Genomic DNA, 25,411 nt, shown 5'->3' with positions numbered 1-25,411 from the left:
TCAGCCAAAAGAGCGAGTGAGACAGCGTGTTGCTTCCGCCTGGTACAGGAGGTGCGCATGTGCGATTTGTGCCGCGAACTGGACTACAAGATCGAAGAGTGTCGGAGATTAGAAAATTCAAGCAACGACGAGCTAACGCGCGAAGCTGTCGCTGCCCTCATCAGGGCATACGAGGAAGACAAAGCCAAGCTCCATCCAAACCAGTCGGGCGAAGCATGGCGAAGTTAAGTTGCTTCGCAGTATCCAATCCTGCGCAAGCCCAATGCTTGAGCGATTGAGCGGCGAGTTGCAAAAGCTCGCGCTGCACTAACTCATCGGCACGCCGTCCGTAATGTCAGCTATTGAACGTAGCGGATGGCCGGTAGAGTCCTTTGCTGGGTCGCTAACGCTGCGTTCAAGGAGCCACTCCGAACCGGGCGGCTGCTTTTTACGCCTGGTGGGTGAAAGGAACCAAAGCATGGACAGCGCTTTTACTCGCTAGCGCATGGCTGCTCTCGCGCGCTGGGGGTGCGTCCGGGATTGTTCATGAACAAGCTCAAGGATGAAAGACTGGCCCTGGCGGCGGCAAGGCTGCGGCATGCGCCAGTGCTGGAAGGTAAGCCCTTTCCGCTTGGCGCGACCTGGGATGGCCTTGGCGTCAATTTCGCGCTGTTTTCGGCTTATGCCACCAAGGTCGAGCTCTGCCTCTTCGATGACAGGGGCGAGAAAGAGATCGAACGGATCGAGCTGCCCGAATACACCGATGAAGTCTGGCACGGTTATATCCCGACCGCACGTCCAGGCACAGTGTACGCCTATCGGGTCCATGGCCCTTACGAGCCAGATGCGGGACACCGTTTCAATCCCAATAAGCTCGTGATCGATCCTTATGCTAAGCAGCTCGTGGGCGCGCTGCATTGGGGACCCGAGTTATTTGGTTATGAGCTCGGTCACTCAGACATGGACAAGTCCTTCGATACGCGCGATAGCGCGCATCTCATGCAAAAATGCCGCGTGATAGACCCCGCCTTCACTTGGGGCAGTGCGGCAAAGCCCGAGGTGCCTTGGGACCGTACCATTTTTTACGAGATGCACGTTAGAGGCTTTACCCGGAGCCATCCGCTTGTCCAGGAAGGCGACCGAGGCACCTTCGCCGGACTTTGCCATCCACATATCCCTGCTTATCTTCGCGCGCTTGGGATCACTAGCGCTGAATTCTTGCCGATCCATGCATTTGTGGACGATAGTTACCTTGTGGAGAAGGGCCTTCGCAACTATTGGGGCTATAACTCGCTTGCGTTCTTCGCGCCCGAGCCGCGCTATCTCAAGGCGCCCTTTGCGAATGAGTTCAAGGAGGCCGTCAATCAGTTTCATGCCCATGGCATCGAGGTGATCCTTGACGTCGTCTATAATCACACCGCCGAAGGGAACGAACTCGGGCCAACGCTTTCTTTCAAGGGCATCGATAACGCGAGCTATTATCGCCTGCTTCCGGACCAGAAGCGCTACTACATCAATGATACAGGTACCGGCAATACGGTAAACCTTTCGCACCCGCGCGTGTTGCAGATGGTCGCAGACAGCTTGCGCTACTGGGCGACCGAAATGCGTGTGGATGGTTTCCGCTTCGACCTTGCGACCATTCTCGCGAGGGAGCCCTACGGCTTCGATGAAGGCGGCGGCTTTCTGGATGCCTGCCGGCAGGATCCGATCCTTTCGTCAGTCAAGCTGATCGCCGAGCCATGGGATATAGGCCCGGGCGGCTATCAGGTCGGCCAATTCCCCCCTGGATGGGCGGAATGGAATGATAAATTCAGGGATGCGGTGCGTCGGTTTTGGAAAGGGGATGAAGGCATGACGCCCGAATTTGCGCGGCGCATCACCGCATCGGGCGACCTCTTCAACAAGCGCGGCCGCAGGCAATGGTCGTCCGTCAATTTCGTTACGGCGCATGACGGCTTCACACTGAACGACGTCGTTTCCTATAATGATAAACACAACGATGCCAACGGCGAAGGCAACCGCGACGGACACCCGGACAATCATTCGTGGAATCACGGCGCTGAAGGGCCCACTGATGATCCAGAGATCATCAAGCTTCGCGAGCAGCAAAAGCGCAATCTTCTAGCGACGACGCTGCTGTCGCACGGGACACCTATGATCCTCGCGGGTGACGAGTTTGGCCATTCTCAGCGTGGCAACAACAACGCCTATGCTCAGGACAATGACACGACATGGCTCAATTGGCTCAGTATCTCCGGCGAAGGCCGCGCCTTGCGGGAATTCGTCCGCAAGCTAATCGCGACACGGCAGGCCTTTCCCATCCTGCATCGCTCTAGGTTTGTCATCGGCAACGTCAATGAAGAACTAGACGTGAAGGACGTGAGCTGGCTCGCTCCGAACGGCCGGGAGATGAGAACGGCGGATTGGGACAATCCGACCACGCGATGTTTCGGTATGCTGCTTGACGGAAGAGCCCAGGAAACTGGTGTCAAACGGCAAGGTTCGGATGCGACGCTGCTGCTTGTTTATAACGCGCATCATGATTTGGTCGAATTCGTCTTGCCGGAAGTGCCGCAGGGCCGCGCCTGGGCCGAGCTCATTGATACGCATGCACCGGATGTGACGTTGACGGTTTATCCGTTTGGCCACCGCTTAAAGGCCGCTGGTCGATCGATGCTGGTGCTCGGCCTGGCGACGGAAGAGACCATGACGCGACGGCTCCGCCAGGCGCTTGGTGCCATCATGGATGTCGCTGAATTCCCACTCTCGGTCTAGGCCACGCCTCCTTCTTCGAGAACCCGCAGCACGCCTTGCAATGGCACGGAAATCCAAGACGGCCGGTAGGAAAGCTCGTATTCGATCTCATAGAGCGCTTTTTCGAGCAAAAAGAAATTCAACATCGCCTTCATGTCCTCGGCGCGGTCGGGCCACAGAACCGAGGCGCCTATCGCCTCCTGATAAGCGGTCAGAAAGGCATCTGTCGTCTGCTCGCGCCACGCGAACAAGGCTCGCGACTCCGGAGTGTTGAGCTTTTCTGACATCCGCCTCTGCTGTCTCGAGGCCATAGCGGCGTAGTCCAGGGAGCGCAACACACCTGCGACATCGCGCGCAGCAGGAGCCTTGCGCCTCCGATCTGCCAAAGGTCGGCTGGGCTCGCCCTCGAAGTCTATGATGACTGCGTCCCCATTGGCTACAAGCACCTGGCCCAAGTGCAAATCGCCGTGATGGCGTATCTTGCAGCGGCCCAGCGAAGGACGGATGAGGTTAGCTGCGTAATCATATAGTCGAGGTTTGACCCGAAGCAGGCGCTCCATGAGGGGGCGGTCGTCCACATCCAGCGACGATTCCTCCAACCTCTTGAAGATGCGAGCAGCGCGCTCCATAACGTCGCCGATCCAGAAATCGAGATCGCCTTCGTCGATCGGCTCAGGCTTGAACGCCGCCACTTCGTCGCGGCTCGCCAAAGCGCGATGCATCTCCGCGACGCGGCAACCCAGTCGCCGCACCCAATGGAGATAATCTCGCCGTGCGGTGATCGCTTGGTCGCGTTCTTCAGAGCCTTTCCCCATAGCGTCAAGGTAAATGCTGAGGCGCTCGGCCGACCAGGTCCAGGCATCACCGCTGTTCGGCACAAATGCGTGAACAATACCGAGGGCATAACTCGCGGAAGTATGAGCAGCCTCGAGGTGGCCAAGCAGCGCAGGCGTATGCGCAAAATTCGCCGCCTCGGTCAGAAAGTGTCCCATCTCGACCTCCGGGTTTTGGCCGGGCTCGATTTGGCGGTAAAGCTTGACGACATAGTCCTGGTCAACCAGCGCCGTACTGTTGGATTGCTCGCCTTGAATGGCGCGGATCCGGGATGGAGTATTCGGAGGTTGACTTCCGAGTTTGCTCGTGGGCTTGAAGTCCAGCCGCCAACCCGAGCCAGCAATGGAAGCCTCCCGCCGAAGGTGATCGAGGAGCCGTCGGATGAAAGCCGGATCGGCGGCGACGTCGCACAGCAGTCCTTCACGCTCGCCCTGGTGCAAACGAGCCACGATGGATTTATCCAGTTCGGGACGCGCATCACCGGGCCAGTCGACCCGTAAGGGCAGGAGATAGCGCGCGCGATGGTTGGTCTCGATAACGACGAAGGTGGTTGAGTCCGCGGCGAAAGGAAGGCTTGCAATGATCTTTGGCTTAATCCGCGTTTCAGAGTTGCCAGGGAACCACCTGGCTTTGGCGAGATACACTGGAAGAAAATGTCTTTCGAGAGCTGCGGTTACCTCGCTGTTCGCAACCCATGAAGAACCTTCCGGTATTTCCAAGAATGCGAGGCGTTCACCTGCGGCACTCATGTTCGTTAACCCAAGCACCGGAAAATAAGCACGGGATCGTGTATGGGATCAATCCAAAGCCGCATACCGCCATAGGCGACGGGCGAGGTCGGACCGGATTTGAGGTTTTCGAGCGCCGTCACGGGCTTCAAGTCGCCGTGGCCTTGCCGCACCTGCACATCACCGAGCGGAAGCCAGAATTCCCGGAAACCACCCGTTAATGCGATGACAGTCACAACTACGTTTGTCTGATCGGCGGAATGTTTGACGTAGGCAATGACCGAACTGTCCTCCACGGGCAGAAAGCGGATCGCAGAGGTCTGTTGCAGTGCCGTGTTTGCGCGCCGGATACGATTGATCTGGGCGATATAAGATTTAATGTTTCCGGGCTTGTCCCAATCGCGGGATTTGAGTTCGTATTTTTCGGAATTGAGATACTCCTCGCGGCCGGGTATCGGCTCATGCTCGAGAAGTTCAAAACCGTTATAGATGCCGTAGTTGCTCGATAACGTTGCAGCCAGCGCAAGCCTTGTCTTGAAGATCCATGGCTCGCCGTGTTGAAGATGGAACGGCAGGATATCGGGCGTGCTGACAAAGAAATTGGGACGATAAAATTCGCGCTCGGGGTAGCCCGCGAGCTCGTTCACATATTGCTCGATCTCCCATCTTTCCGTGCGCCACGTGAAGTACGTGTAAGACTGCGTGAAGCCGAGCTTGGCAAGCCCCTTCATGACTTTGGGTCTGGTGAATGCCTCCGAGAGGAAAAGCACGTCAGGATCGCGCGCTTGTACCTCCTTGATCAGCCATTGCCAAAAGCGAAACGGCTTGGTGTGTGGGTTGTCGACACGAAAGATTTTGACGCCTTGCGAGACCCAGAACAGGACGACATCGCGCAACGCTCGGTATAACCCTTCAGCATCGTCCGACTCGAAATCAACATTGACGATGTCTTCGTATTTCTTTGGGGGGTTCTCCGCGTATTTCATCGAGCCGTCGGGACGGCGTTTGAACCATTCCGGATGCTGCTTGAGCCAGGGGTGATCCGGTGAACATTGAATAGCGAAGTCGAGCGCGACCTCCATGCCGGCGGCGTCGCATGCCGCAACAAATCGCCGAAATTCATTCAGGCTTCCGAGCTGCGGATGGATGGCATCGTGTCCCCCCTCATGTGAGCCAATTGCGTAAAAGCTGCCTGGGTCACCATCGCCAGCTTTGAGAGAATTGTTGCGTCCCTTGCGATTCGTGCGTCCGATCGGGTGAATAGGCGTCAAATAGATGACATCGAAGCCCATCGCCTGGATGTCGGGAAGACGATTGATGCAATCGTTCCACGTGCCATGTTGTCCTGGCTGAGAACTTTGGCTGCGTGGCACCATTTCGTACCAGGAGCTGCAGCGGGCCTTGGGCCTATCCACGACGAGTGTCAGTGGCTTCGATCGGGTGAGGTCCGTCCGCTCTTGCCCTTCGGCCATCGCCTTTTTAAGGTCATCGGCGAGCAGGCTCTCGCACTGGCCCGACTGTAAGAAGGTTTCGCATGCACGCGCGATCTTTACGGTGGCTTCTTGGCCGTCGCTAAGGGCGCGGGTAAGCAGGGAAGCTCCCTCCATAGCGTCAAGCTCGGTCGCCACATTGGCTTTGCGTTTTTGCTCAAAGCCATGTCGCCACGTCGCGAATTCGTCAGTCCACGCCTCAATCGCGTAGCTGTAGAGGCCGGTCTTCTCAGGCACGAAGAATCCCACCCAGCGGTCATTGCCGTGGTGAATCATGGCGGTCCGCTGCCAATCGGATTCGGGCTCGCGGCGCCATATCAAGTCAGCGGCAACCACATCGTGGCCGTGGCGATAGATATCTGCCCAGACCTCGACGGTCTCGCCCACGATCCGTTTGACCGCAAAGCGGCCACAGTCAATGGAGGGGAAGATCTCCTCGATATGAAAAGCCTGCTTTACAGGAGCGCTCATGGCATGATGGGGACGCGGCATCACAGAGACTTACGTATGAATGCTGGATATGCCGGATTGGTTCCTGAGTGCTGTCCGTGCCTCAGAATGGAACTATTTGGGGATCACGCGGTTAGCCTTCCGGGCCATTATCGTGGTCTTCGACGACGCATTGTGCGATCAAGAGGCAATCGAATATTTCGAGTTGCCGCTACAAGTCAGTGCTTATCCTCTTGCCACCACCAGTTCGAACGGACTGGTTGCTAAATATGACGCGACCAAGAGTGTGCGGCTGCGCGCATTAATTAACGAGGATGCATCATGAGTAGTCCGAAAACGGGACCGATCGGCAACATGAAAAAGGACCCGATGATTGGGTGTCTGACGATGATCGGGCGCGCAGGCATTTGTATCTTAAGACATTAAGCGAGGGCCTGCGATCAAACGGTTTACCTGGTCGCCGATAATTTCGGTTTGTTCGACGAGAAAGCCGACAATCCGCCGATTAAGGCCCTTGCGCAGGTGCGGCTAATGGCGACGCGGGAGGGGTACTGCTACCAGCACGTCCAAGCCCCACGGTTGCCATCGACTAGGGCGCGTACTCATGAATCTTCGTCCATGTCCGCTTCGCTCCGATACCGACCGCTTTTGTGCAACGGCAGCAAATGACGCGAAGGGCCAAAAGCGGCGAAGGCGGAGAGCGTGATCGATGTCTGGTGTCCACCGTCATCGGCGTGACAACGATCAATGGCGGCTTAGGCCGATTTTTGACTTATGCATCACAGCGACCCGCTGCCTAACCGTCTATCACTGTTGACTCCTCGCGTCGGTCCTTAGGTCATCAGCTTCCACGACCAATAGACGCCTATCGCGATCTGGACGGCGAAAGCGCTGAAGCGGAGACTTACTGCTATCGGACTGGTCGAAACGAGATGAATGATCGACTGCACGATCCGTGCGCCAAGGAGCCAAGACGCCAAAGCGTCCGTAATTCCCGTTCTTGATGTCATGATCGCAATCGCCAATAAGCCGCCGAAAATCGGTAGACCTTCGATGCAGTTGGCATGAGCGCGGGCGAGGCGCTGCATAAAAGGCGATAGTCCAAAATTATCTGGCGTAAAGGCGTTGGCCGCGACCTTTCCAGTCACGACGAGATACGTTCGAATGGTTTCCATCACTATCAGCAGAAAGAGCGCCCACGAGACGAAGCCTGTCAGTGCGTAGCCCGTGTTAGACATATCCCCTCCCAAGTCATCCCTGCCTTTGTTTGTAGCCGACCTTGTCCGAACAAAACAAATCCAGGGGCGGGATGACGGCGTGCAGATCAAGGTCCTTGGCAGGTTTCGTCACCGAAATCCTCTCATGTCCGCTGGTGGTCACGCGCTGCCTTCCCGAATGCGTTAACGCCACGGCCGCCGTACCCCAGATAGCTGCCGACTTGCTGCACCGTCAAAGTTGGCAGCCCTGGGTCAAAAGGTGTCATTCCCGACTGGCTAAGGCTCGGTTCGCTCCGGCCGCGGTCAAGACAAGTGCGAGCCAATGTCCGGTCTACCCCAAACAGCCGACGTGGTAACGATTTGCGCGTTAGTCGGCTCCTTGGCGACATCCGGTCGCTCATCCGACGAACTCGACGGCAACTCCTAGAGTTGTAATGGGCGGGCTGTCGAGACCTTCTGGCAGCGTGACAGAATCAAGCGCTGTCCCTCTTTGGGGTGACGCGAGATGTGGCCCTTTCCATGCGTATCCTCCACCAACATAGAGCCACCGGCCGAAACGTGCCGCACCTCTCCATCGCTCGTTTCGAACTTCACGATCCCGTCGAGCCACACCGTGAGTACCCTTCCCGGTGGAGTGTGCCAACCGATTTCGCCCATGCCGGCCGGAACGTGCACGAAGTGGATACGTGACGCCGGATAGTGGGACGAAAGCTCGAACGGCGCTTCGTTTGGGGAAAAGCGGTATGTGGTTTATTGGGATATGGACATCATCCGAAATGAGATTCTCCGTTCGGTGTGGCGTAGATGTGCAAACATCTCATCGCGACCTCCGAATAACCGAAGTCTCGAAAGAATCGGCCAAGGTAACGCTTCCTTCCTCTAGCGGTATCATTCGGGGAGCCCGGCTCGCCGCAATCCTTCTTCGTATCGCGAGATGTCTTCGGCACGCCGATAAGGTCCCAGCACGTTTTTGAGGTTGGAAACCCGCAGTGTAGGATTGAGTTGGCGCAGGCGCACGACCGCCTTCTGCGCTTGATCCAGCCGTCCCGCCATCGCATTGCTCGCAGCGCCAATACGAAGTAGAGGTTGAGAGTTTGGATTGTCCTGCAACGCCATTGCCGCCCACGACGCCGCTTCGTCATAGCGACTTAGGAAGAAATGTGCATGCGCAGTCCCAGCTCGCATCGGTGCGACCCACGGGTCAAGTGGGCTCAGGCGTATGGCACGCGTGAAGCGCTTGATCGCTAGCTCGTACTCGCCGAGCCAATTCTTTACCCAGCCACCGCAATCCCACGCCTCGGCCACATTGGAATTGAGCGCAAGCGCGCGATCGATTAAAGCGGCGCCTCGATCGAGATCGCGAACAACATATGCCAATGCCCATCCGCTATCAGAGAGCGCGATCGCATCATCCCTACCTAGCTCAACCGCTCGCTGAGCGAGCCTCGATACCTCGGCAACCTCTTCCGGTGTGAGTGAAATCCAGCCAAAGGCCTTGGCATTGGCATAGCAAAAGGCGGCACGAGCGTAGGCTGTCGCAAAGTCTGGGTCGAGCTTGATGGCGCAGTTGAATAGGTGCAGTGCCTCGCTGCACGCTTGCTGACTAGCATCTTGATAAGACTTAGCTAAACCGCGCAAGTAGTGATCATAGGCGTCGAGACGCTCGGTCGGCTTGCGTCTGGCGCGCTCGATCTCGGCTTTTTCAACCGCCGGCGCGATCGCTCCGACAATGCTCTCCGTCACTTGGTCCTGCAGATCGAAAATGTCGCCGAGCCCACCATCAAACCGGTTCGCCCAAAGATGCGCGCCGGTAGCGGTATCGACAAGCTGTCCCGTGATGCGCACCCGGTTTGCGGCCTTCCGAATGCTTCCTTCCAACACATAGCGCACTCCAAGCTCACGCCCGACTAGCTTCACGTCGACGGCGCGCCCCTTGTATGTGAAGCTGGAGTTGCGGGCGATGACAAACAGCGCCTTGAATTGAGATAGCGCCGTGATGATGTCCTCGACCATTCCATCGGCAAAGTAGTCCTGTTCTGGATCCCCGCTCATGTTGGTGAAAGGCAATACGGCAATCGACGGTTTGTCCGGTATCGCGGGTGCGGGGTTTGCCGATTGCGTCCGCAGTCCGATATCCGGTGTTGCAATCCGGAAGACGCGGACCGGCCGGGCGATGTTTTTGAGCTGCCGCTCGCCCAGATCCTCGAAACCCAGACCCAGCTTGTCGCGCACCTGATCGTGTACGACTCTGCTTACGCAGATCCCATTGGCTTCGGCGAGGCCTTCGAGCCGTGCCGCAACGTTAACGCCATCGCCATAAATATCGTCGCCGTCAATAATGATGTCACCGAGGTTGATGCCGACGCGGAACTCGATGCGATGGTCCGCCGGCACGTCCGAATTACGCTCCTGCATCGCGCGCTGGACCTCGACCGCACATTGGACGGCTTCGATCACGCTCGGGAATTCGATCAGAAGGCCATCGCCAGTTGTCTTGACGATGCGGCCCTCGTGCTCGGCAATGTTCGGGTCAATCAAATCTCGTCGATGCGTCTTGAGCGCCGCCAAGGTCTCGGCCTCGTCGACACCCATCAGCCGGCTATAGCTGACAACGTCGGCGGCGATGATGGCGGCGAGCTTCCGGGCCATGCGCACACCCGTTCCCGTTCGGGAGCTTAGGCAACCAGTCTACCCGACGAGGTGCCGACGGTCATCCGGTCCGTAGCGCGGTTCCGGATTCCGTTAGGGGTCAATCGCGGCGTTTCGACCGGGGGCCGACCAGTTCCGCTCGTCCCGACTAGTAGACGTTTGGGCGAGCCACTCAAGTTGAGTTTCGAAAAATTAATCGGTAAATCACCCTACGTGTGTGAGATCACTCACACCCATAATTTTATTTTGACATATCGATGAGGCCGCTTCATCTCTGTAGAGAGAGAACGTTTGCTTTGGGTCCAAAGGCGACTTCGCGCGGCGACCGGGCTACTTCCGCTTTTTCCCCAGCAACGGCGGCGGACTTCTTGTCGAAGCGTGATGGACCTTGCCGGCATAGACTGGGTCGTTACCCCTGCGCCTTTCAAATCAACCCGGTGGCGGCTTCTTCGCGAAGATGCTTCTTAGTGGAGGCCCGCAGAGGTCCACACGCGCGGAATTGCCAGTTTCAGCCGAGATGTCTCCAAAAGAGATATGCCAGACGGTATTCGGATAGCTTCCAGTGCACACCAAGTGAGTTGTATCTGATGCGTAGTTGGCGCAGCGTTTTAGACACTGCTTAGCCAGCGCAGCTTGACGGTCCGTGCAGCTCAGGCCAGTTCTTTGGTCTTCGGCCCTGCCGGCATCGTCTTCAAACAAGCAATCCCGCAACTGCGCACTTCGGGTCAACGCATTCACGCATTGATTGGTCGCCTCGTCGACCTGCGCTTGGGTTGGATTCATCAATGGGCAATGCGGAGGCATCTGATGTGGGGCCACGTAGGTACGCGATGTGTGCGGCGGGCGGGCGAGCACCGCGCTTTTTCGATGCTCGCGCGTAAAGCTAGGGGAACCGGCCGATGGCCTTCGAGAACCCTCCGGGCAGGCGATGGGAATGCATCTGGTCCACAGCGGACCCGTGGTCACGCACCGATTGGCCTCTGACCTGCAGCCGGCGGGACAACAGGTTTGCGCAAACGCCGGCGATGATATCAGCGCGTATGCCAAAACTAGGATTACCAACTTGGGATATCGCATTGCCGTCCTGCCACTCCGCTCCGCTCGCGCGGCGTGGCGCTGTTGAAGTTTGGTCCCCGAATGGTTGCGGAGCGCACAGGGGATGGGAACCCTCCAGCGGGTGTTAGCCACCGGACCGAGGCAAGAATGGATCCACGGACCCAGCTAACAGGGTCGTCAATTGGGCGACCGCAGGCGTGGACTGCTTTTCGGACGGCAGCGAGCCGACAGAATGGACCGCCAGTGCAGCACTAGCGGCAACTATCGCAATTGCAGCAAGATATTTGATCCTCATGGCGATGGTCCTCCATCGGCCCCGCGGACTAACCGGACACTCTCTGAAATGGTTCCAGGGCGCATCTGATCTCGTCTGCAATCGCGGCCGTTGAACTCCTCACCGCAGCAAGCACTATGCCGCGGTCATACTCACCAGGGACCGAGCGATAAGCTGCCGGTGCAGTTTTGGCGCTCCGATTGCTTCCCCTTCCAACCGAAAGGCATTCGACGAAATCAGAGAGCGAAGGCGGTACCTCGCACATCTGTAAATCGCATCGTCGGCGCAGCTCGCGAGCAACGTATTTCCGACCAACGTTCAGCGGTGTTGATGCGACCACACGGACTGGATTACCGTATTGCCCCCAGAAGGTCTCGGATCGCCGTTTCTCGGTCGGTCCCTTCGTAGTCGACTTCGCGCAGGCGCGACCTATTCTGCCGAAATCATCGGCCACCAGGTAAGTCGTCTGATCGTCGTCGTTCGGCACGATCGACGGGTCCAGTGGGATGCACGAATAAATGAACTCCGCGCGACAACAATGCCGATCAAACTGAAGAGAATACGTTCCGCGCCTCGATTGGGCTGGAGCTGGACCGGCACCCCGCGTTACCACCTGTAGAAGGAGGTATTGCAGGATGCGCACCAAGGCGAATGTCCGATGTGGGTCACTACCGACATCGCGAAGCGTCTAGACACTGCCGTGATCGAAGGATTTCGCAAGTCAAATGTTATGGCATAAGCAGGCCAATGGCCGAAACGACGACTAAGACTCCGCTTTTGCCTCAACAGTGGACGTCGCACTGCGTGACAGCCACTTCCCCTTTGGGTAGCAACGCGATCTCAGGTGGCAACCGGGCTACTTCGCCTTGTCCCCCAGCAAAGGACATCGATCGGGCCGCTCAGGAGGTCCGTTGAGGACTTCAGAACCGGAAGCCGCGCACTTTCTGCAGTCTCATTTTCCAAGGGAACACACGCAGGGTCATTCGAGCAAGCCCGCGTCTCAAGGCGACTGGCCCCCGTTCGCGGCACGGCGCTGCTCCCTAAGGGAACAGCCACTGCGTGACCGATTGCGTCATGGACGTCGCCGACCGCAGCACCGACATCGCCCGCGCGCAAGCTCCTTGCGGCGCAGCTAGGGAACAGCATTACACCGTGAGAAAAACCGGAACGAAACGGCTCGTCAGTCTTTCTCGGCCTTTGGGAGGTGCCCATGACTGCTCAGGCCATAGAAGGTGCATGTGCGTTCGCTTGGCGGAACTACTTGCTGCGACACAGCAGTATCAGTGAGAACGATAGCAGGCGTTCCGCCCTCTATCGCTACGTCGCCAATCTTCGTGACAGCGGCGAATACGATTTCAATCTCTTGCAAATCGCGGCAGTCGCTTACTTGAAGAAACTGGACGAATTGCATGACGACCGAGGCGCGAGACTCGCGGCAGATCAAGCTTTGGCCGCGTGTTTAGAGCCACGACGTGCGCAAGCCGACGCTTAGTTTTGCACCATATACAAGAGCAGAAGGAGCGAACAGCGTGGCTGACAATACCACTAACGCAAACCGTTTCGCGCGCGACCCACCAAGGCGCATCACGCAGCGACAGCAATTGGCATGAAGGCGGCGTATCGTTTTCCGTCTACGTTACCTGAGCCTTCGGGGCCCGCCAGAGTGAACCGGCGGGCTCCGTCATATCCGTTGCAACAGGCATTGCAGTTAGTCGGTGGACCGTCCCTTTCGCGAAGCGGCGGGCTCGGCGATGTCTGGGAGCACGAGCCCCATAGTCTCAACAGCCGACGCGGCTGTTCGGCTACAGCGCTTGTTTAGCGCGATAGGCAAGCGCATTCTTGATGTATCGCAAAGGAACTGCGCCCCTCGGCGAATTGGGGTGCATGGGGGTTCGCGAGTGGGTCGGCAACGAAAGCTCCAACGAACTGGTTTAACACTCCATGAGACCGCCGCTCGCCGGCAGGTAAACGGCGCAGGTCGCGGATAGCCAAAGGTCACCCAAGACCCGCTGTTATCGAGACAGCGCTCGCACCGATAGCCAAAGTTGCGGTCTTCGGTTCCATCCGCAATTATTAGCCGCGCTCGCAAGCGGAGCGTTCCGTATGCTCAACCGCGTTGAGATAGATCACAAGCACAGCCGCGCCATTGTTGAAGAGATCGGCGAGAGGTTGCGGGCGTCGCTGAAACCATAGCCGGAAGTACCAGCGAGACTTGGAAGGCAATTAGACCGGCTCCGCGAATTAGAGGAGCGCTCACCTTGAATCATTCCCAAGGCCGAGCACTGGGTAAAATAGTAGCGTTGGTCTGCGTCGGAAATTTGTTTTTGATTCAGAGCAGTCCAATCAGAATGAAAGCACCGACTTCGGTCAGGAACGTGATGCTCATAATGGCGACTGTCACGAACACGTCGCCCTTCGGGAGCGGGGTCATAGCGCGCCTCATCGGTTGCCAACCCCATCGGTAAATTCACCTCTGCTAAAATGGTTTCGGTTCCCAGAAGCGGCCTCACCTCGTAAGAAGGGTAAGGGCCACTTCCTCCGCTGCGGGCGTCCACACAGACGCGCGTTGCCAACCGTCACTCCATTCGATGGCTCCGACGTATATGGCGAGTATCCTACTGGGTCCTCACCTGAACCGCGGCGGGATTTGGCTGATGTCAGGGTACTCAAGCCCGTCAGCGCAGACCGCACTCGCACGGCATGCCCGCCCCACGCTAGACTGGGTGGAATAAGTAGGTTGGCCTCGGAGGGGCGCCCTGACCAATCACCATGTGCAATCTCTATAGCGTCACCACGAACCAAGCCGCGATCCTCAACCTCCGCAATTGAGCAATGACGCTGAACGATGTCCAAGGTTGCGGCGAACTACTCTTCTGCTTGTGCGCATGCGGCTTCCGCCGCACCGGGCTCTCGTGAACCGAGCCGCTGACGCGTCTCGGCCGTCCGGCTTCGATCCCTTGCGCGATATGGTGTCGCTCGCCGGAGGCACTCGCGTTAGGGGCCGCCGGCATTGCATGCCGGCGCCGCTATCACTGCCCCGAACGCGGGTGCCTTGTTAACCGGTCTCGCGACTGCAGTCGCCTCGGTGCCTGCGGGCATATCATGCCCGCGTCGCTATCACTGCCCCTTCGTCGGCTGCCTTCTCTCTTGCCTCCGCTGCGCTTCGGCCGAAGGATTTCTCGGGGAGCTGTCGTGTAAACGCGCGGTACGCTGCCTGCGGAGCCGTCAAGAGCACGAGGAGAGCCTGGATTTTCATGACGGGTTGGAGGCCGAGAGAGAGTCTCACGGCCGCCCGTCAAGGAGAGTCCGACATGGCAAGCGCCGTCCAGAAGATCAAACTCAGTCCCTCCCGCGATATTCCCTTCAATAAGCTGGTGCTGAGCCAATCCAACGTCCGGCGCATCAAGGCCGGCGTTTCGATCGAGCAACTCGCCGAAAGCATCGTCCAACGTACCCTGTTGCAGAGCCTGAATGTTCGGGCCGTCATCGATGGAGAAGGCAACGAAACCGGCATGTTCGAGGTCCCGGCGGGCGGCAGGCGCTATCGCGCGCTGGAACTTCTCGTGAAGCAAAAGCGCATGGCGAAGACGCAGCCCGTTCCCTGCGTCGTGCGCGAGGGAGGTATCGCCGAGGACGATTCGCTTGCCGAGAATGATGAGCGGGTCGGACTGCATCCGCTCGATCAGTTCCGCGCGTTCAAGCTGCTACATGACGGTGGCATGAGCGAAGAGGATATCGCCGCGCGGCACTTCGTCTCGCCGGCGATCGTCAAGCAGCGCCTTCGTCTGGCGTCAGTGTCGCCGAAGTTGCACGACGTCTATGCCGACGATGGTATGACACTCGAACAGTTGATGGCCTTCTCGGTCACGGCGGACCAGGCACGTCAGGAGCAGGTCTGGGACGTCAACAGATCCGGCAACGACGAGCCATATCAGATCCGGAGGATGCTGACGGAGAACACCGTGCGCGCTTCCGACCGTCGCGCCCAGTTCATCGGACTGGATGCCTACGAGCAGGCCGGCGGCGCCGTGATGCGGGATCTGTTCGCGCACGACGATGGCGGATGGTTGCAGGATGTGCCGTTGCTTGATCGTCTCGTCACGGAAAAGCTCAGGGCCGAAGCCGAGGCGATCGCTAGCGAGGGATGGAAATGGATCTCGGTAGCCGTAGACTTCCCCTTCGATCACACCAGGGGCCTGCGAGAAATCGAGGGCAAACCTGTCGATCTCTCCCCTGAGGAACAGGCCACCATCGATGCCCTCAACGCCGAGCAGGCCAAGCTTGAATCCGATTACCAGGATGCCGACGAATTGCCCGATGAGGTCGATCAGCGTCTCGGCGAAATCGAGGTTGCATTGACGGCGTTCGAAGACCGGCCGGTGCTCTACGATCCGACGGAGATCGCTCGAGCTGGTGTCTTCGTCAGCATCGATTCCGAGGGACGCCTTTCGGTGGACCGGGGATACGTCCGGGCAGAGGACAACGTGCCGGCAACCGATCCTGATGTCGGGCAAGGCGCCGATCCGTCGTCGATCGAAGGGGTTCAGGCTGGTGCCTCCGTTCAGCGAACGGTGATCGCGGTCGCAGGCAGCGCTGTTGAAGCCGAAGAAGATGACGAAGACGCGGCCAAGCCTTTGCCGGATCGGCTCATCACAGAGTTGACGGCGCATCGCACGCTGGCATTGCGGGATGCGCTGGCTGAAAATCCTGCGATCGCGTTCCAGGCGGTGTTGCACAACTTCGTGCTGACCGCCTTTTACCGGTTCGCGTCGTCTGGCAGTTGTCTTGAGATCGGACTTCACACGCCGACCTTTCCCGCTCAAGCTCCGGGGCTGAGGGAAAGCGCGTCCGCGAAGGCCGTCGAGGCGCGGCATGAATCCTGGAAAGCGCGATTGCCGAAGGGCGAGAACGATCTCTGGGATGTGCTTACCTCGCTCGATGGCGGTGCGCAGGCGTCCCTATTCGCTCACTGTGCGTCATTTGCGGTCAACGCCCTCTATGAGCCGGCCAACCGCTACAATCAGGGCCGCGTGTCCGCCCATGGCGTCCGCACGCGGCTCGACCAGGGCGACGTGCTGGCCCGCGCTGTCGGCCTCGACATGGTCCAGGCTGGCTGGAGACCCACGGTCGACAATTATCTCGGGCGGGTCACCAAGCCCCGCATCCTGGAGGCGGTTCGGGAAGCCAAGGGCGAGTCCTCCGCGCAACTGATCGATCACCTGAAGAAGGCCGACATGGCCAAGGAGGCCGAGCGCCTTCTCGATGGTTCGGGCTGGTTGCCGGAGCCACTACGTCTCGTCGATGCCGCCGCGGCGCCAGCGGAAGAGGCAGGTGAAGCGGGCCCATTGCCCGAATTTCTTGCCGACGACGAGGATCGGGAGAACGCCAGCGACGATGATCCGCAACAGCTCGACGCGGCTGAGTGACGTCACGGAGCGGGATGGCTCCGGCCGTTCCGCAGTTTTGGGGACCGGTGCAGAGCGCCGGTCCCTTTTTTATTGGCGACGGATGAGAGGTAGAGGCGGGCCGGGAAGGGTTTGAATCGCCGCGGTCTGAAGGAGAGCGCCGGGCGGTTCGACCCGTTCCCGCTCTCCCGAGAAATCCTGCCATGACCGAATCTCTCGCCGGCGGCGCCGCCAGCACGCCGCTCTCCATGCGTGCCACCGCTGTTGTCGCTTCTGCCGTCGTTAGGGCTGCGCGACAGCTTTTGACCGATCTCGAGCGCAGCCGTCGGATCGATGCCGCTGTCCTGCGCGGCGCCATGGGGGCTGCCTTCGGCGCCTCCGATGCGACCGGCGCCTGGAACTGGAAGACAGCCTACGACGCCTGCGAGGCGGCAACCGTCCTGTTCCTAAGGCGGTATGGCGCCGCCATGCGCGCCAAAGCGACGTCGCCGGCCGCCATGCTGCCGATGCTGATGAGGATCACCAGTCTCCTTCCGACTCAGACACGCCGATCCCTGGAAAGTGAATCCCTCCAACAATTCTCCACGCCGATCGGGCTGGCTTTCGTCGCAAGCCGAGCGGCTGAGCTCACGCCTACTGATGTAGTTCTCGAACCTTCGGCTGGCACAGGTTTGCTCGCTATCCTGGCAGTGGATGTCCCGTGGCTCATGGCCTGCATGCGTTTCATGCGTCTGGTCCAACCGGGTTGTGCGTCCGAAGACGTGGAAGCTCCTGTTGCCTCGGCAGCACCGCCAGTCGATGCCAATCCGCTTCCAGGACTCCTCGCGGCGGACACGCGGGCATCCGCGACGCCGGACAAACCACCCGCCCGAAACGCACCGCTCGCACTACCTGCTAGCGCCGCAGTTCCCCGTGCGGCTCCCGCGAGTGCACCGGCGCCGCCTGTAGCAAGACCCGCTCCGGCCACCACGACCCCGCCGGCAGCGAACGCCGTGCCGACGGCGGCTCCGGCGCCAAGCTGCGGGCCGCCGGACACAATGCCATTGGCGATGCCGGGCCCAAAGATCCCCAGGGCCAGCAGCGTCAATGCCGCGAGCACCAGAGCCATGGCATCTTCAATGCCGATCTGTGCACTGCTCGAGCCGGCGGTAAACTGCGAAAATAGCGTCGAGCCGATGCCAACGATTACGGCGAGCACCATGACCTTGACGCCTGACGAGATGACGTTGCCACGTCCTCGTCGGGCGGCGATGCAGGGGACAGCGTCGCCCGCAGCTTGTCGAGCCTGATCCCCGGTGTGTCCTCACGCTCGAAACCAGCGGTTCGCTGGAGCTGCGCAATGAAGGGATAGAGCGCGCTGTCCTGATGACGTGGCGAGCAGAAATAGCGCAAGCGAGTGTGCGGTTCGCCCTCGATATGCTCCTGGAGAGCCGCGACAAGGCGTGACTTACCGATCCCCGCTTCGCCGGCAAGCAGCACTACCTGGCCGGTGCCCGTCCGCGCGCGATCCCAGCACCGTCCTAGCAGCTCGAGTTCTTCCTCATCCTCGATGACTTTGCCCGGCTCACTGAGCAGGGCTGAGGCAAACGAGGGCTGCGATCGCGGCGCCGCGTCTAAGGAGTCACATGACGCTCACGCACGGACGCTTCATCAGTTACGAGTACGACAGGATGGTGGTCCTGTTCTCGATGCTCGACGGCAACAAGGAGATCCCTTGCGCGGTCTCCACCTCCGCCATGGATGAGCTGGATGGTGTGGTGCGCGCGAGAGCGGGCCAGCGTGAGGAGCAATTCATGCGGTTGCGCGAGCGCATCGAGGCGTGCGCCGCCGGCAAATATCAGGCGACCGAGTTCGAGGGCACGCCGCCCGGAATTGTCCTGCGCAGCATCGATTTCCGAAAGCTGCGATAAGACCGCGCGCGGCTCGCCGCGCCACACGGGAAGTGCTGCTGTCGGGGTTAGCGACCGTCCTATGTGCTCGGCAGCACGCAAACGAACGCCCGCTGGCAGATCCGCTTGACGCGGTTCATTACATCGTTTCCCACAACGGACGCGAAAGTTTCTAAGAGCTTCGGACTAGCCATAGGGTGGCTCAAGCCCTATCTTACTAGTATCACTGATCGTGAAAAGGTTTCAGTGACTGAGAGACCGTACCGTGCTCCCGCCGCCCAACAGGAGGGAGCCCATGAGTTCGATCATTTATCCATTGCATTTTCAGCGGAGGTTCGAGCGCCGCTGGGCTTCTAGAATGGTCAGCGAGCCGCGCCGCTCTCCATCACGAGGGACCATACCTGCAGCTGCGGACAACTTGTCACTGCCCCGGTCAGTTCAACCTATTTGCCCACGGGGGTTGTCAACGAATGGCGGTGTTCCGCTTGCGGCAACAACTGGGTGACGATTGCTGACCCCCGGCGTGGGCTCAACGAAGCCAGCTCAATGAGCCATGCCAGCCTTGTGCTCGGCAGAGGCCGCGCGGCGGTGACCGAAGCCGCCCCATAGGCGGCTCTGACACAACGGCGAAAGAGCGCAGCGATTCGCACGGCTCGACCTGAAGCAAGGAGGCTCTTGTGAAAGGCAATAATTTCAAACAGCAAGGGTATTCACGTCGGCGTTATAGTGGGTCGAGAAATTTTCGACCGTAGTGGTACGAAGCTGTATGACCTCAAAGGGATCAACATCTACCGGCTGTCCAGAGAGTTGATTGGTCATCTAAATGACGCGAGCGGTTCGGACAAGCGGCTCGATAAAGCGACCGACCGCTTGTTCACGTAGTCTCCCCCAGGCGCGGACTGTGGATGCACGAGAGCGTCACGCCGAATGTCCGATAGGGGTCATGAGCGCCATTTTGAACGCGGCCCAGTCACTTCCGCTATTCCTCTATCACCGGACGTTCTAGTTGCCAGTCGGCATGTCTCAAACCTGCACAACTCCCGACATTCCTCGGAGCCGCAGTCACGGGATGGCAATCGGATCTCCGGGCGGAACCACCTGTTTCTCAGGCGCGTTAAGTCGCGCAGAATGTAATTGCCCTTGAAGCGGGACGTGCCGAAATCATCGTTCGGGGCGGACAAGCAGCACTGGTGCCATCGGCAGGCGCGCTCTCTTAAGAACCGACCCTTTTTCCGGTTTCGCACCACCATTCACATTCCACGAAATGCGCGCGCCGCTTCTGCGGCGGCTCGTAACCTCTGGAGAAAAGCAATGAACAAGATCGATCGAAGGTCAGCATTGGGAATCGGGTTGGCAGCGGCTTCGGCGGCGATGATGAAGCCCGCCGCTGCTCAAACCACGGGCTACAAGGATGCGACGCCGTGGCCAGGTGTCGTGGTGCGTGCTTATGATGGCGAGACACCATCCATCATCCCCGGTTTTAAGACCGTCTCGATGCGCGATCTCATTATGCAACCAGGATCGAAGACGATGGGTCCCCCAATGGAGAATGCCATGGTCTGCCATATCACTGAAGGGGAGATGCGGATCGAGCAGGAGGGAAAGACCTTTACGGCCAAGAAAAATTTTGTCTGGACCTGCAACAAGGACACGAAGGAGCAGGCGTACAACGATGGGAACGTGGTCGCAATCATGCGGATCACGGACCTGAAGGCTTAAGGCTCGTTTCTTCCTAAGAGACCAATTGCTGGTGCGGATGGCGTGCTCGACGAGGCGCCATCCGCGCGCAATGTAGACCGCCGATGGGTTGCCATTGAGCACACAGGCTGCCCTGAGTCTTATGTGGGTCATTCACGTCGTTCTGTGGATGGGCCAGTGACGTCCGGTCTACTCCGACAAGCGGACAAATTCGCAGCCGCTCGGGATGTCTCAAACGTGCCACAACCGAACGCAAAGCGCGCTCGGCGGTACCTTTAGACGATGTCAGCCCGTGTGCCGGCGACTATGGCCTTTCTCCGCCGGCTCGGCCTGGGCTCAAACCACTAAATCAAATGGATCGGATCGCCCTGGCCGACCACGCCTTCGACAAGCACAGCGGCATAGACCCCAGCCATTCCGTCATGCGCCTTTGCCACGTGGAGCAGGACGCGCGGCTCCGTCTGGCCGGTCTCAGGGTCGATCGTGATCATCTTGCAGCGCGGGTCACGCTCGAGGACGGCGAGGCGCAGCCGCTCCCCGATCTGCAGCGTCCGCCCGACCAGTTCGTCCTCCCGGTACGGCCTGTCCTCCGCCCAGTTGGCATAAAGGTTGGCCCGGAAACGGCGACGGTCGATCGGCATGGCGAGTTCGTCCTCGAGCCCTCTGGCCGTGGCGTTGCCGAACAACGAGACCGGCCGGCAGTCGTAGAGGCTGCGCTCGCTGAACCGGAGCGTCACGGCATACCCCGCGCGCCGCTCGATCACAGCCTTGAGCTCGGCCGAGCGCAGCGGCAGGGTCCGGCCATCCGGCGTCGCGACGTCGATCTCGAAGGCGTCCTCGGCGGGAAATATCGGATTGACGCCGGGCGCCATCTTGAAGGTTTTCTCGATATCCAGGGGCAAGGTCGCGGCTTCGGCCTCACGGAAATGCGGGCGGAACAGGACCAGATCCTCCTGCTCGCGCCCAGTGTGCCAGGGGAAGCCCTTCGGCCCCGGCGTGCGGACGAAAGCAAAAGCGCGGTCGCCCATCAGCCCAACAAAGCCGACGAAGGCCTGCGCCACGTCCTCGCCCGCCATGCTCTTGACGGGTAGCGACAGATAGTCTCGACGGTGCCGATCTGTTCCATGTCTATCCTCGCATGACGCCCGGCGAGCCGCCTCTTATTAGGCGGCGACGATCGAGCGCCGGGTGCTCTCGACGATGGCCACGACCTCTGCCCGCTCGGCCGCCGGGACTGCGAACTTGTCAAGCGTCTGCGCCACGTCGTCCATGAACGCGTCCCACTCGCCCGGCGTGATACGCAGGTCGCGGTGGGAGCTCTCCATGTCCTTGCCGGTGTAGTTCTGCGGACCTCCGGCGGCCCAGCACAGCATCTCGGTAACCAGGTATTTGAAGCCTGCCGGCGGTACCTTGTGGTGCGCGTCGTCGACCAAGGGATTGGCATTGAGCCGCGGATCGGTCATCACGCGGTCGATGAGGTCGTCCACGACGGTCGCGATGCTGTAGACACCGCCGAGCCGCTCGTAAAGGTTGGGCGAATCCTGCGTGGCCATTGGCACCTCCTCCTTCCGCATTCAGCGAAAGTCGATAATATGGCGCGGTCCCGGTCCTCTTTGGCCTCCTCATACGGTGACACACTTCGCCGAACGCCTCAAGGGCACCGTCGGCCTCTCTCGACGCTGACGGACCGATTTGCGGACGGCGATGTCGCCTTCGGGTCATTCGCGTCGATTTTGTCATCTCCGCTAAACGTCCGGTTACCGGCTGATCTCGAACATCGGTCGCGTCAAGGCCAAAGCCGCCCCGCGCGTGGTGGTGGCGATAGGCAGCACCGCCTCAGTGTTGACAGATGCTATCGCGCGAGAGTGGCCGTCAAACGCGAAACGAGTGCCTGATCTCCCTCAGCATCGATACTTCCTTCGCCATCAACCGGTCGGCCGCCCCGTGGATCTAAAGATGACTTTGATCTCCTCGATGGCCTTTTGCGTATCAGGATGATCGAGGTCGATGGTTCGCAATTCATCTAGAACTGTGCCACCAAATCATGGGGCAACTACTGAAGCGGATGAAGGAGAAGCGCGCGGTGCTCGACGGCATCGCAGCCGAGTTGCGGCGCATCATCGGCAAGCCCGCCGAAACCGAACTGCGTCTCGTCGCCTGATCTTTCAGCCCGACCCCATCTCTGGGGTCGGGCTTTTCTTTTGGAACGCGCTGAAACTCGCCATTTGGCCGCTGATGCGTTTAACGGCCGCACGGGAATGGGCGGGGCCCTCGCGTAAAACGCATGGGCGGCCGCCCGCGCGGGTCGCGGTACGGCTGCCGCATCCGACGGCGCACGACCTTGCGGAGATTGACCGCGAGGTTCGCGCAGCGCTGACGGAGGTCGGAGAAAGCTAGGGTAACGTCGGTTTTCGGAGGCAAAGCGGACCTATTTGCAGACATCCAGAACCGACGCTTTTGACCCAGAACGGACTTCGCCTTAGGCCGCCTCGGATGCCGGCGCCGCTCGCATCTCGCGCCATCTGCGTTTGGAACCGAAACATTTTCTAGCCTGAATGATTTACTCCCGGGGCTTCGCAAGATGCGAGGCATTCATGAACCCTCTCTCGGCGAGCGACGTGTTCCTTACGGTCGCGATCATGAGCGTCACTTTCCTGACCGAGGTCGGGCTTTTCATTTTGATTGGAATGCTTTGAAAGGAGCGCTCGATCTGGGCAGCCCAGCTGACGCGAGGTCTAGGACTCCGCAAGCTTGATCGTTGAGACCGGCCATCTTCCCTCATGACCTTCGATGGAAATCCGAAGCCCGTGCAATTCATCCAGCCAAACGTTCTCGACCGTGCCTGCCTTTCCGTCGGTAAGCACGACGGCTTTGCCGATCAATTCGGATTGCGCCGCACCGTACTCATCCAAAATTTTTGACGCACGGCGCTCCACCGATGGCATTGCTCGTCCATCCATGTTCGGCCGAGCCGTCTGTGCTGTCCAAAGCGGCTCAACGGCGACGCTTGTCCCAAGGCTCAGGCGCCGGAATGATTGATGGTGACTGCTCTTCCAATTCGCGGAGCCGGTCGATTTGCGTTCTAAGGCTCTCCGGGGGTTCCGGCTCTTCTTGCAGGAACGCGCGTAGCCTCTCCCCGATCTCTTGAACGATTGCTCGGCTGTGTTTGGAGTCTATGTCAATGCGGTTGCGCATAACGAAGCCTCGTTCGGGTAAGAAAGCGCCAGCATTGGCGCCCACCCCTCCCGCAGCTCTCCCGCTTTGCGAGCACGGCTGGCAATTCTGAACGGAACCGGAGACCGCCGCTTTTGGCTATCTGCGCGAGCGCTTGTTCTTGAGAACAGCGGGCCCTGCAGTAGGAACCTTTGGCTATCCGCGACATGCGCCGTGTAGTTAACGGCGAGCGACGCTCTCGTGCTACTAAAGCCTTGACCGGAGCTTTCGTTCCCTGACTTCTAATCGTGACGCCGTTCGGACGGAGGCGGAAACAATTGGAGCGCCGAGCCGACGCATTGAGGAACTTGCCGCGCGGAGTAGATCGGGGCCTATTTCGCCGCACTCGACCGGATTGACGAGGATGCCTTCCGGGCGGCGCGCAAGCAGGCGTTCCAGGGCTAGGGGCAAACAGCGCTTTGGAACTATTTCAGAGAGTGTCCAGTTAGTCCGTGGGACCGATGGAGGGACCATCGCCATGAGGATCGAATATCTTGCTGCAATTGCAGTAGCTGCCGTTGTCGCTGGTACTGGACTGGCGCTCCATTCTGTCGGCTCGCTGCCGCCCGAAAAACAGTCCACGCCTGCCGCCGCCCAGTTGGCGACCCTGTTAGCTGAGTCTGTGGATCCGCTTTTGCATCGATCCGGTGGCTAACGGCCGGCGCAACTCAAAAACGCATTGGCGGCGCTTGCCTAAGTCATCCGGGCATCGCGTCCGTTCGGCAGAGCGATCGGCTCGCCGAATTCTCGGCCAAAGCCCGCGCGCGACGATACCTAGCGCCTCGTCCGGCAAGGAACGCTGCAACGCCTTTGCCTCATATCACGTGCGCTCGCATCCATATGTCGCGTTCCTCGTTCTGTCGGATTGAACGCCAGAATAGTTCCGCTGCTTCTGCCTACGCCGCAACGTCGCGTCCTGCGTAGCGACGTGATGGCGCTTCGCAACGTTACAGCTCTCTGAAAATCACCTTTCGCGAGATTTTCGGCGTCGTTCGATTTTCTATTTTTGCAACAAGATCGGCACCTTTCAGACCGCGCTCGATGTCTACTTGAGGCGGCATTGCACACACAAAAGCGGAAGTCCGACAACGCCTACGGATTTTTGAGTCCTTAGGTTGCCGCGGCTCGTGCCAGCGTCGTTGAAGCTACAGGCCCCACGGAGTGACGACACTATTCGCACTGTGGCGATAGGTTCAGCTTTCTCAAGAGTGGATCAAAGCCATCTGAACGACACTCCTTCACGTCAGCGACCCGTTTGGGCGCTCGCTCAGCGGAGCTTTTCGGCTTTGACTTACCGGCTTTCTGCTTGCTCGCCTCGTAAAGCTTCCGGTCATGCGGGTCGTGCCAATGACGGGAAACGATACGAGGAAGCGGTTTACTCGCTGCCTTCTGTGGTGCTGCTGGTTCGGAAGGGGCTTCGACAGGTGGAACATATGCAACATCCACCCTCTCTGGGTCAGTTGGCGTGTCCAGACGGGTTATAAGTGGCAGGCGATCGGTTTTGCTGCCGGCGACTTTCGGGAAAACGATCTCGGCCGGTAGCGGCAGCGGTGGTTTCTTGGCGGCTGCGGCAATCGCACCCAGCCCGGCCAGACAAACTACTCCAAGCGCGACGGTCCGAATCACTTGGCACGCTCCTACGCGGAGAGAGCGCAAAGCGTCACGATTGAATCGGTCTAGAATAAGGCCGCGTTGCTGATTTGGTTAATGGCCGACTGACTCTAATGAATGCAAATACCTTTGGTTGCTGAGTGAAGTCTCCCTCTCAGGCA

General features: G+C 59.3%; 16 protein-coding genes and 2 pseudogenes. 8 read left to right on the top strand and 10 right to left on the bottom strand.

Going from position 1 to position 25,411, the window contains the following annotated elements; all coding sequences use genetic code 11:
* Nucleotides 1-525 precede the first annotated feature (525 nt).
* The gene (glgX, locus tag V1293_RS19910) at nt 526-2,757 is read left to right on the top strand and encodes a glycogen debranching protein GlgX (RefSeq protein ID WP_334511554.1); all 2,232 of its coding nucleotides are present in this window, start codon (nt 526-528) and stop codon (nt 2,755-2,757) included.
* Here glgX and V1293_RS19905 read toward each other — a convergent pair.
* Nucleotides 2,754-4,319, bottom strand: coding sequence for a putative maltokinase (locus tag V1293_RS19905; protein WP_334511552.1), 1,566 nt, complete (start codon nt 4,317-4,319; stop codon nt 2,754-2,756). The genes glgX and V1293_RS19905 overlap by 4 nt on opposite strands.
* Nucleotides 4,320-4,324: 5 nt before the next feature.
* The gene (locus tag V1293_RS19900) at nt 4,325-6,259 is read right to left on the bottom strand and encodes an alpha-1,4-glucan--maltose-1-phosphate maltosyltransferase (protein WP_334511550.1); all 1,935 of its coding nucleotides are present in this window, start codon (nt 6,257-6,259) and stop codon (nt 4,325-4,327) included.
* Between the two features lie 40 nt (nt 6,260-6,299).
* Here V1293_RS19900 and V1293_RS19895 point away from each other — a divergent pair, with 40 nt between their 5' ends.
* On the top strand, nt 6,300-6,563 hold the full coding sequence (locus tag V1293_RS19895; RefSeq protein WP_334511548.1) for a hypothetical protein: 264 nt from the start codon (nt 6,300-6,302) through the stop codon (nt 6,561-6,563).
* Between the two features lie 508 nt (nt 6,564-7,071).
* Here the strand turns inward: V1293_RS19895 and V1293_RS19890 are convergent.
* Together V1293_RS19890 and V1293_RS19885 are read right to left on the bottom strand one after the other, a co-directional pair.
* On the bottom strand, nt 7,072-7,476 hold the full coding sequence (locus tag V1293_RS19890; RefSeq protein ID WP_334511547.1) for an MAPEG family protein: 405 nt from the start codon (nt 7,474-7,476) through the stop codon (nt 7,072-7,074).
* 867 nt (nt 7,477-8,343) lie between these two features.
* Nucleotides 8,344-10,104 carry an adenylate/guanylate cyclase domain-containing protein gene (locus V1293_RS19885; protein ID WP_334511546.1) on the bottom strand — a complete coding sequence of 587 codons (1,761 nt, stop codon included), beginning with the start codon at nt 10,102-10,104 and terminating at the stop codon, nt 8,344-8,346.
* Between the two features lie 2,540 nt (nt 10,105-12,644).
* Here V1293_RS19885 and V1293_RS19880 point away from each other — a divergent pair.
* The 3 genes and pseudogenes from V1293_RS19880 to V1293_RS19870 all read left to right on the top strand — a co-directional run.
* Nucleotides 12,645-12,926 carry a hypothetical protein gene (locus V1293_RS19880; RefSeq protein WP_334511544.1) on the top strand — a complete coding sequence of 94 codons (282 nt, stop codon included), beginning with the start codon at nt 12,645-12,647 and terminating at the stop codon, nt 12,924-12,926.
* 1,819 nt (nt 12,927-14,745) lie between these two features.
* Nucleotides 14,746-16,860, top strand: a complete 2,115-nt coding sequence (locus V1293_RS19875) for a ParB/RepB/Spo0J family partition protein (RefSeq protein WP_334511543.1) — start codon at nt 14,746-14,748, stop codon at nt 16,858-16,860.
* A gap of 182 nt (nt 16,861-17,042) precedes the next feature.
* A pseudogene (locus V1293_RS19870) lies at nt 17,043-17,528 on the top strand (methylase); the annotation flags it as partial.
* Here the strand turns inward: V1293_RS19870 and V1293_RS19865 are convergent.
* A pseudogene (locus tag V1293_RS19865) lies at nt 17,525-18,088 on the bottom strand (type IV secretion system protein); the annotation flags it as partial. The pseudogenes V1293_RS19870 and V1293_RS19865 sit on opposite strands and share 4 nt — an antisense overlap.
* The gene (locus V1293_RS36180; RefSeq protein WP_442894361.1) at nt 18,025-18,390 is read right to left on the bottom strand and encodes an AAA family ATPase; all 366 of its coding nucleotides are present in this window, start codon (nt 18,388-18,390) and stop codon (nt 18,025-18,027) included. The gene V1293_RS36180 and the pseudogene V1293_RS19865, both read right to left, overlap by 64 nt.
* A gap of 74 nt (nt 18,391-18,464) precedes the next feature.
* Here V1293_RS36180 and V1293_RS19860 point away from each other — a divergent pair, with 74 nt between their 5' ends.
* Both V1293_RS19860 and V1293_RS19855 read left to right on the top strand, forming a co-directional pair.
* Nucleotides 18,465-18,749 carry a DUF1488 domain-containing protein gene (locus tag V1293_RS19860; RefSeq protein WP_334360837.1) on the top strand — a complete coding sequence of 95 codons (285 nt, stop codon included), beginning with the start codon at nt 18,465-18,467 and terminating at the stop codon, nt 18,747-18,749.
* Between the two features lie 1,290 nt (nt 18,750-20,039).
* Nucleotides 20,040-20,447, top strand: a complete 408-nt coding sequence (locus V1293_RS19855; protein ID WP_334511542.1) for a hypothetical protein — start codon at nt 20,040-20,042, stop codon at nt 20,445-20,447.
* 323 nt (nt 20,448-20,770) lie between these two features.
* Here the strand turns inward: V1293_RS19855 and V1293_RS19850 are convergent, their stop codons facing one another.
* The 3 genes from V1293_RS19850 to V1293_RS19840 form a co-directional block, all read right to left on the bottom strand.
* Nucleotides 20,771-21,502 carry an MOSC domain-containing protein gene (locus V1293_RS19850; protein ID WP_334511539.1) on the bottom strand — a complete coding sequence of 244 codons (732 nt, stop codon included), beginning with the start codon at nt 21,500-21,502 and terminating at the stop codon, nt 20,771-20,773.
* Nucleotides 21,503-21,589: 87 nt separating this feature from the next.
* A complete protein-coding gene (locus tag V1293_RS19845) occupies nt 21,590-21,979 on the bottom strand; it encodes a group I truncated hemoglobin (protein ID WP_334511538.1) in 390 nt (129 codons plus the stop codon).
* Between the two features lie 1,182 nt (nt 21,980-23,161).
* Nucleotides 23,162-23,371 (bottom strand): PRC-barrel domain-containing protein, encoded by a 210-nt coding sequence (locus V1293_RS19840; protein WP_334511537.1) that lies wholly within the window; start codon nt 23,369-23,371, stop codon nt 23,162-23,164.
* 746 nt (nt 23,372-24,117) lie between these two features.
* Between V1293_RS19840 and V1293_RS19835 the strand changes: the two genes are divergently transcribed.
* On the top strand, nt 24,118-24,294 hold the full coding sequence (locus V1293_RS19835; protein WP_334511536.1) for a hypothetical protein: 177 nt from the start codon (nt 24,118-24,120) through the stop codon (nt 24,292-24,294).
* A 515-nt stretch (nt 24,295-24,809) separates the two neighbouring features.
* Here the strand turns inward: V1293_RS19835 and V1293_RS19830 are convergent.
* Nucleotides 24,810-25,265 carry a hypothetical protein gene (locus V1293_RS19830; RefSeq protein WP_334511534.1) on the bottom strand — a complete coding sequence of 152 codons (456 nt, stop codon included), beginning with the start codon at nt 25,263-25,265 and terminating at the stop codon, nt 24,810-24,812.
* Nucleotides 25,266-25,411 lie beyond the last annotated feature (146 nt).

This window comes from Bradyrhizobium sp. AZCC 1693 (assembly GCF_036924745.1).
Taxonomy (GTDB): Bacteria; Pseudomonadota; Alphaproteobacteria; order Rhizobiales; family Xanthobacteraceae; genus Bradyrhizobium.
This window is presented reverse-complemented; position numbering and strand designations above follow the sequence as displayed.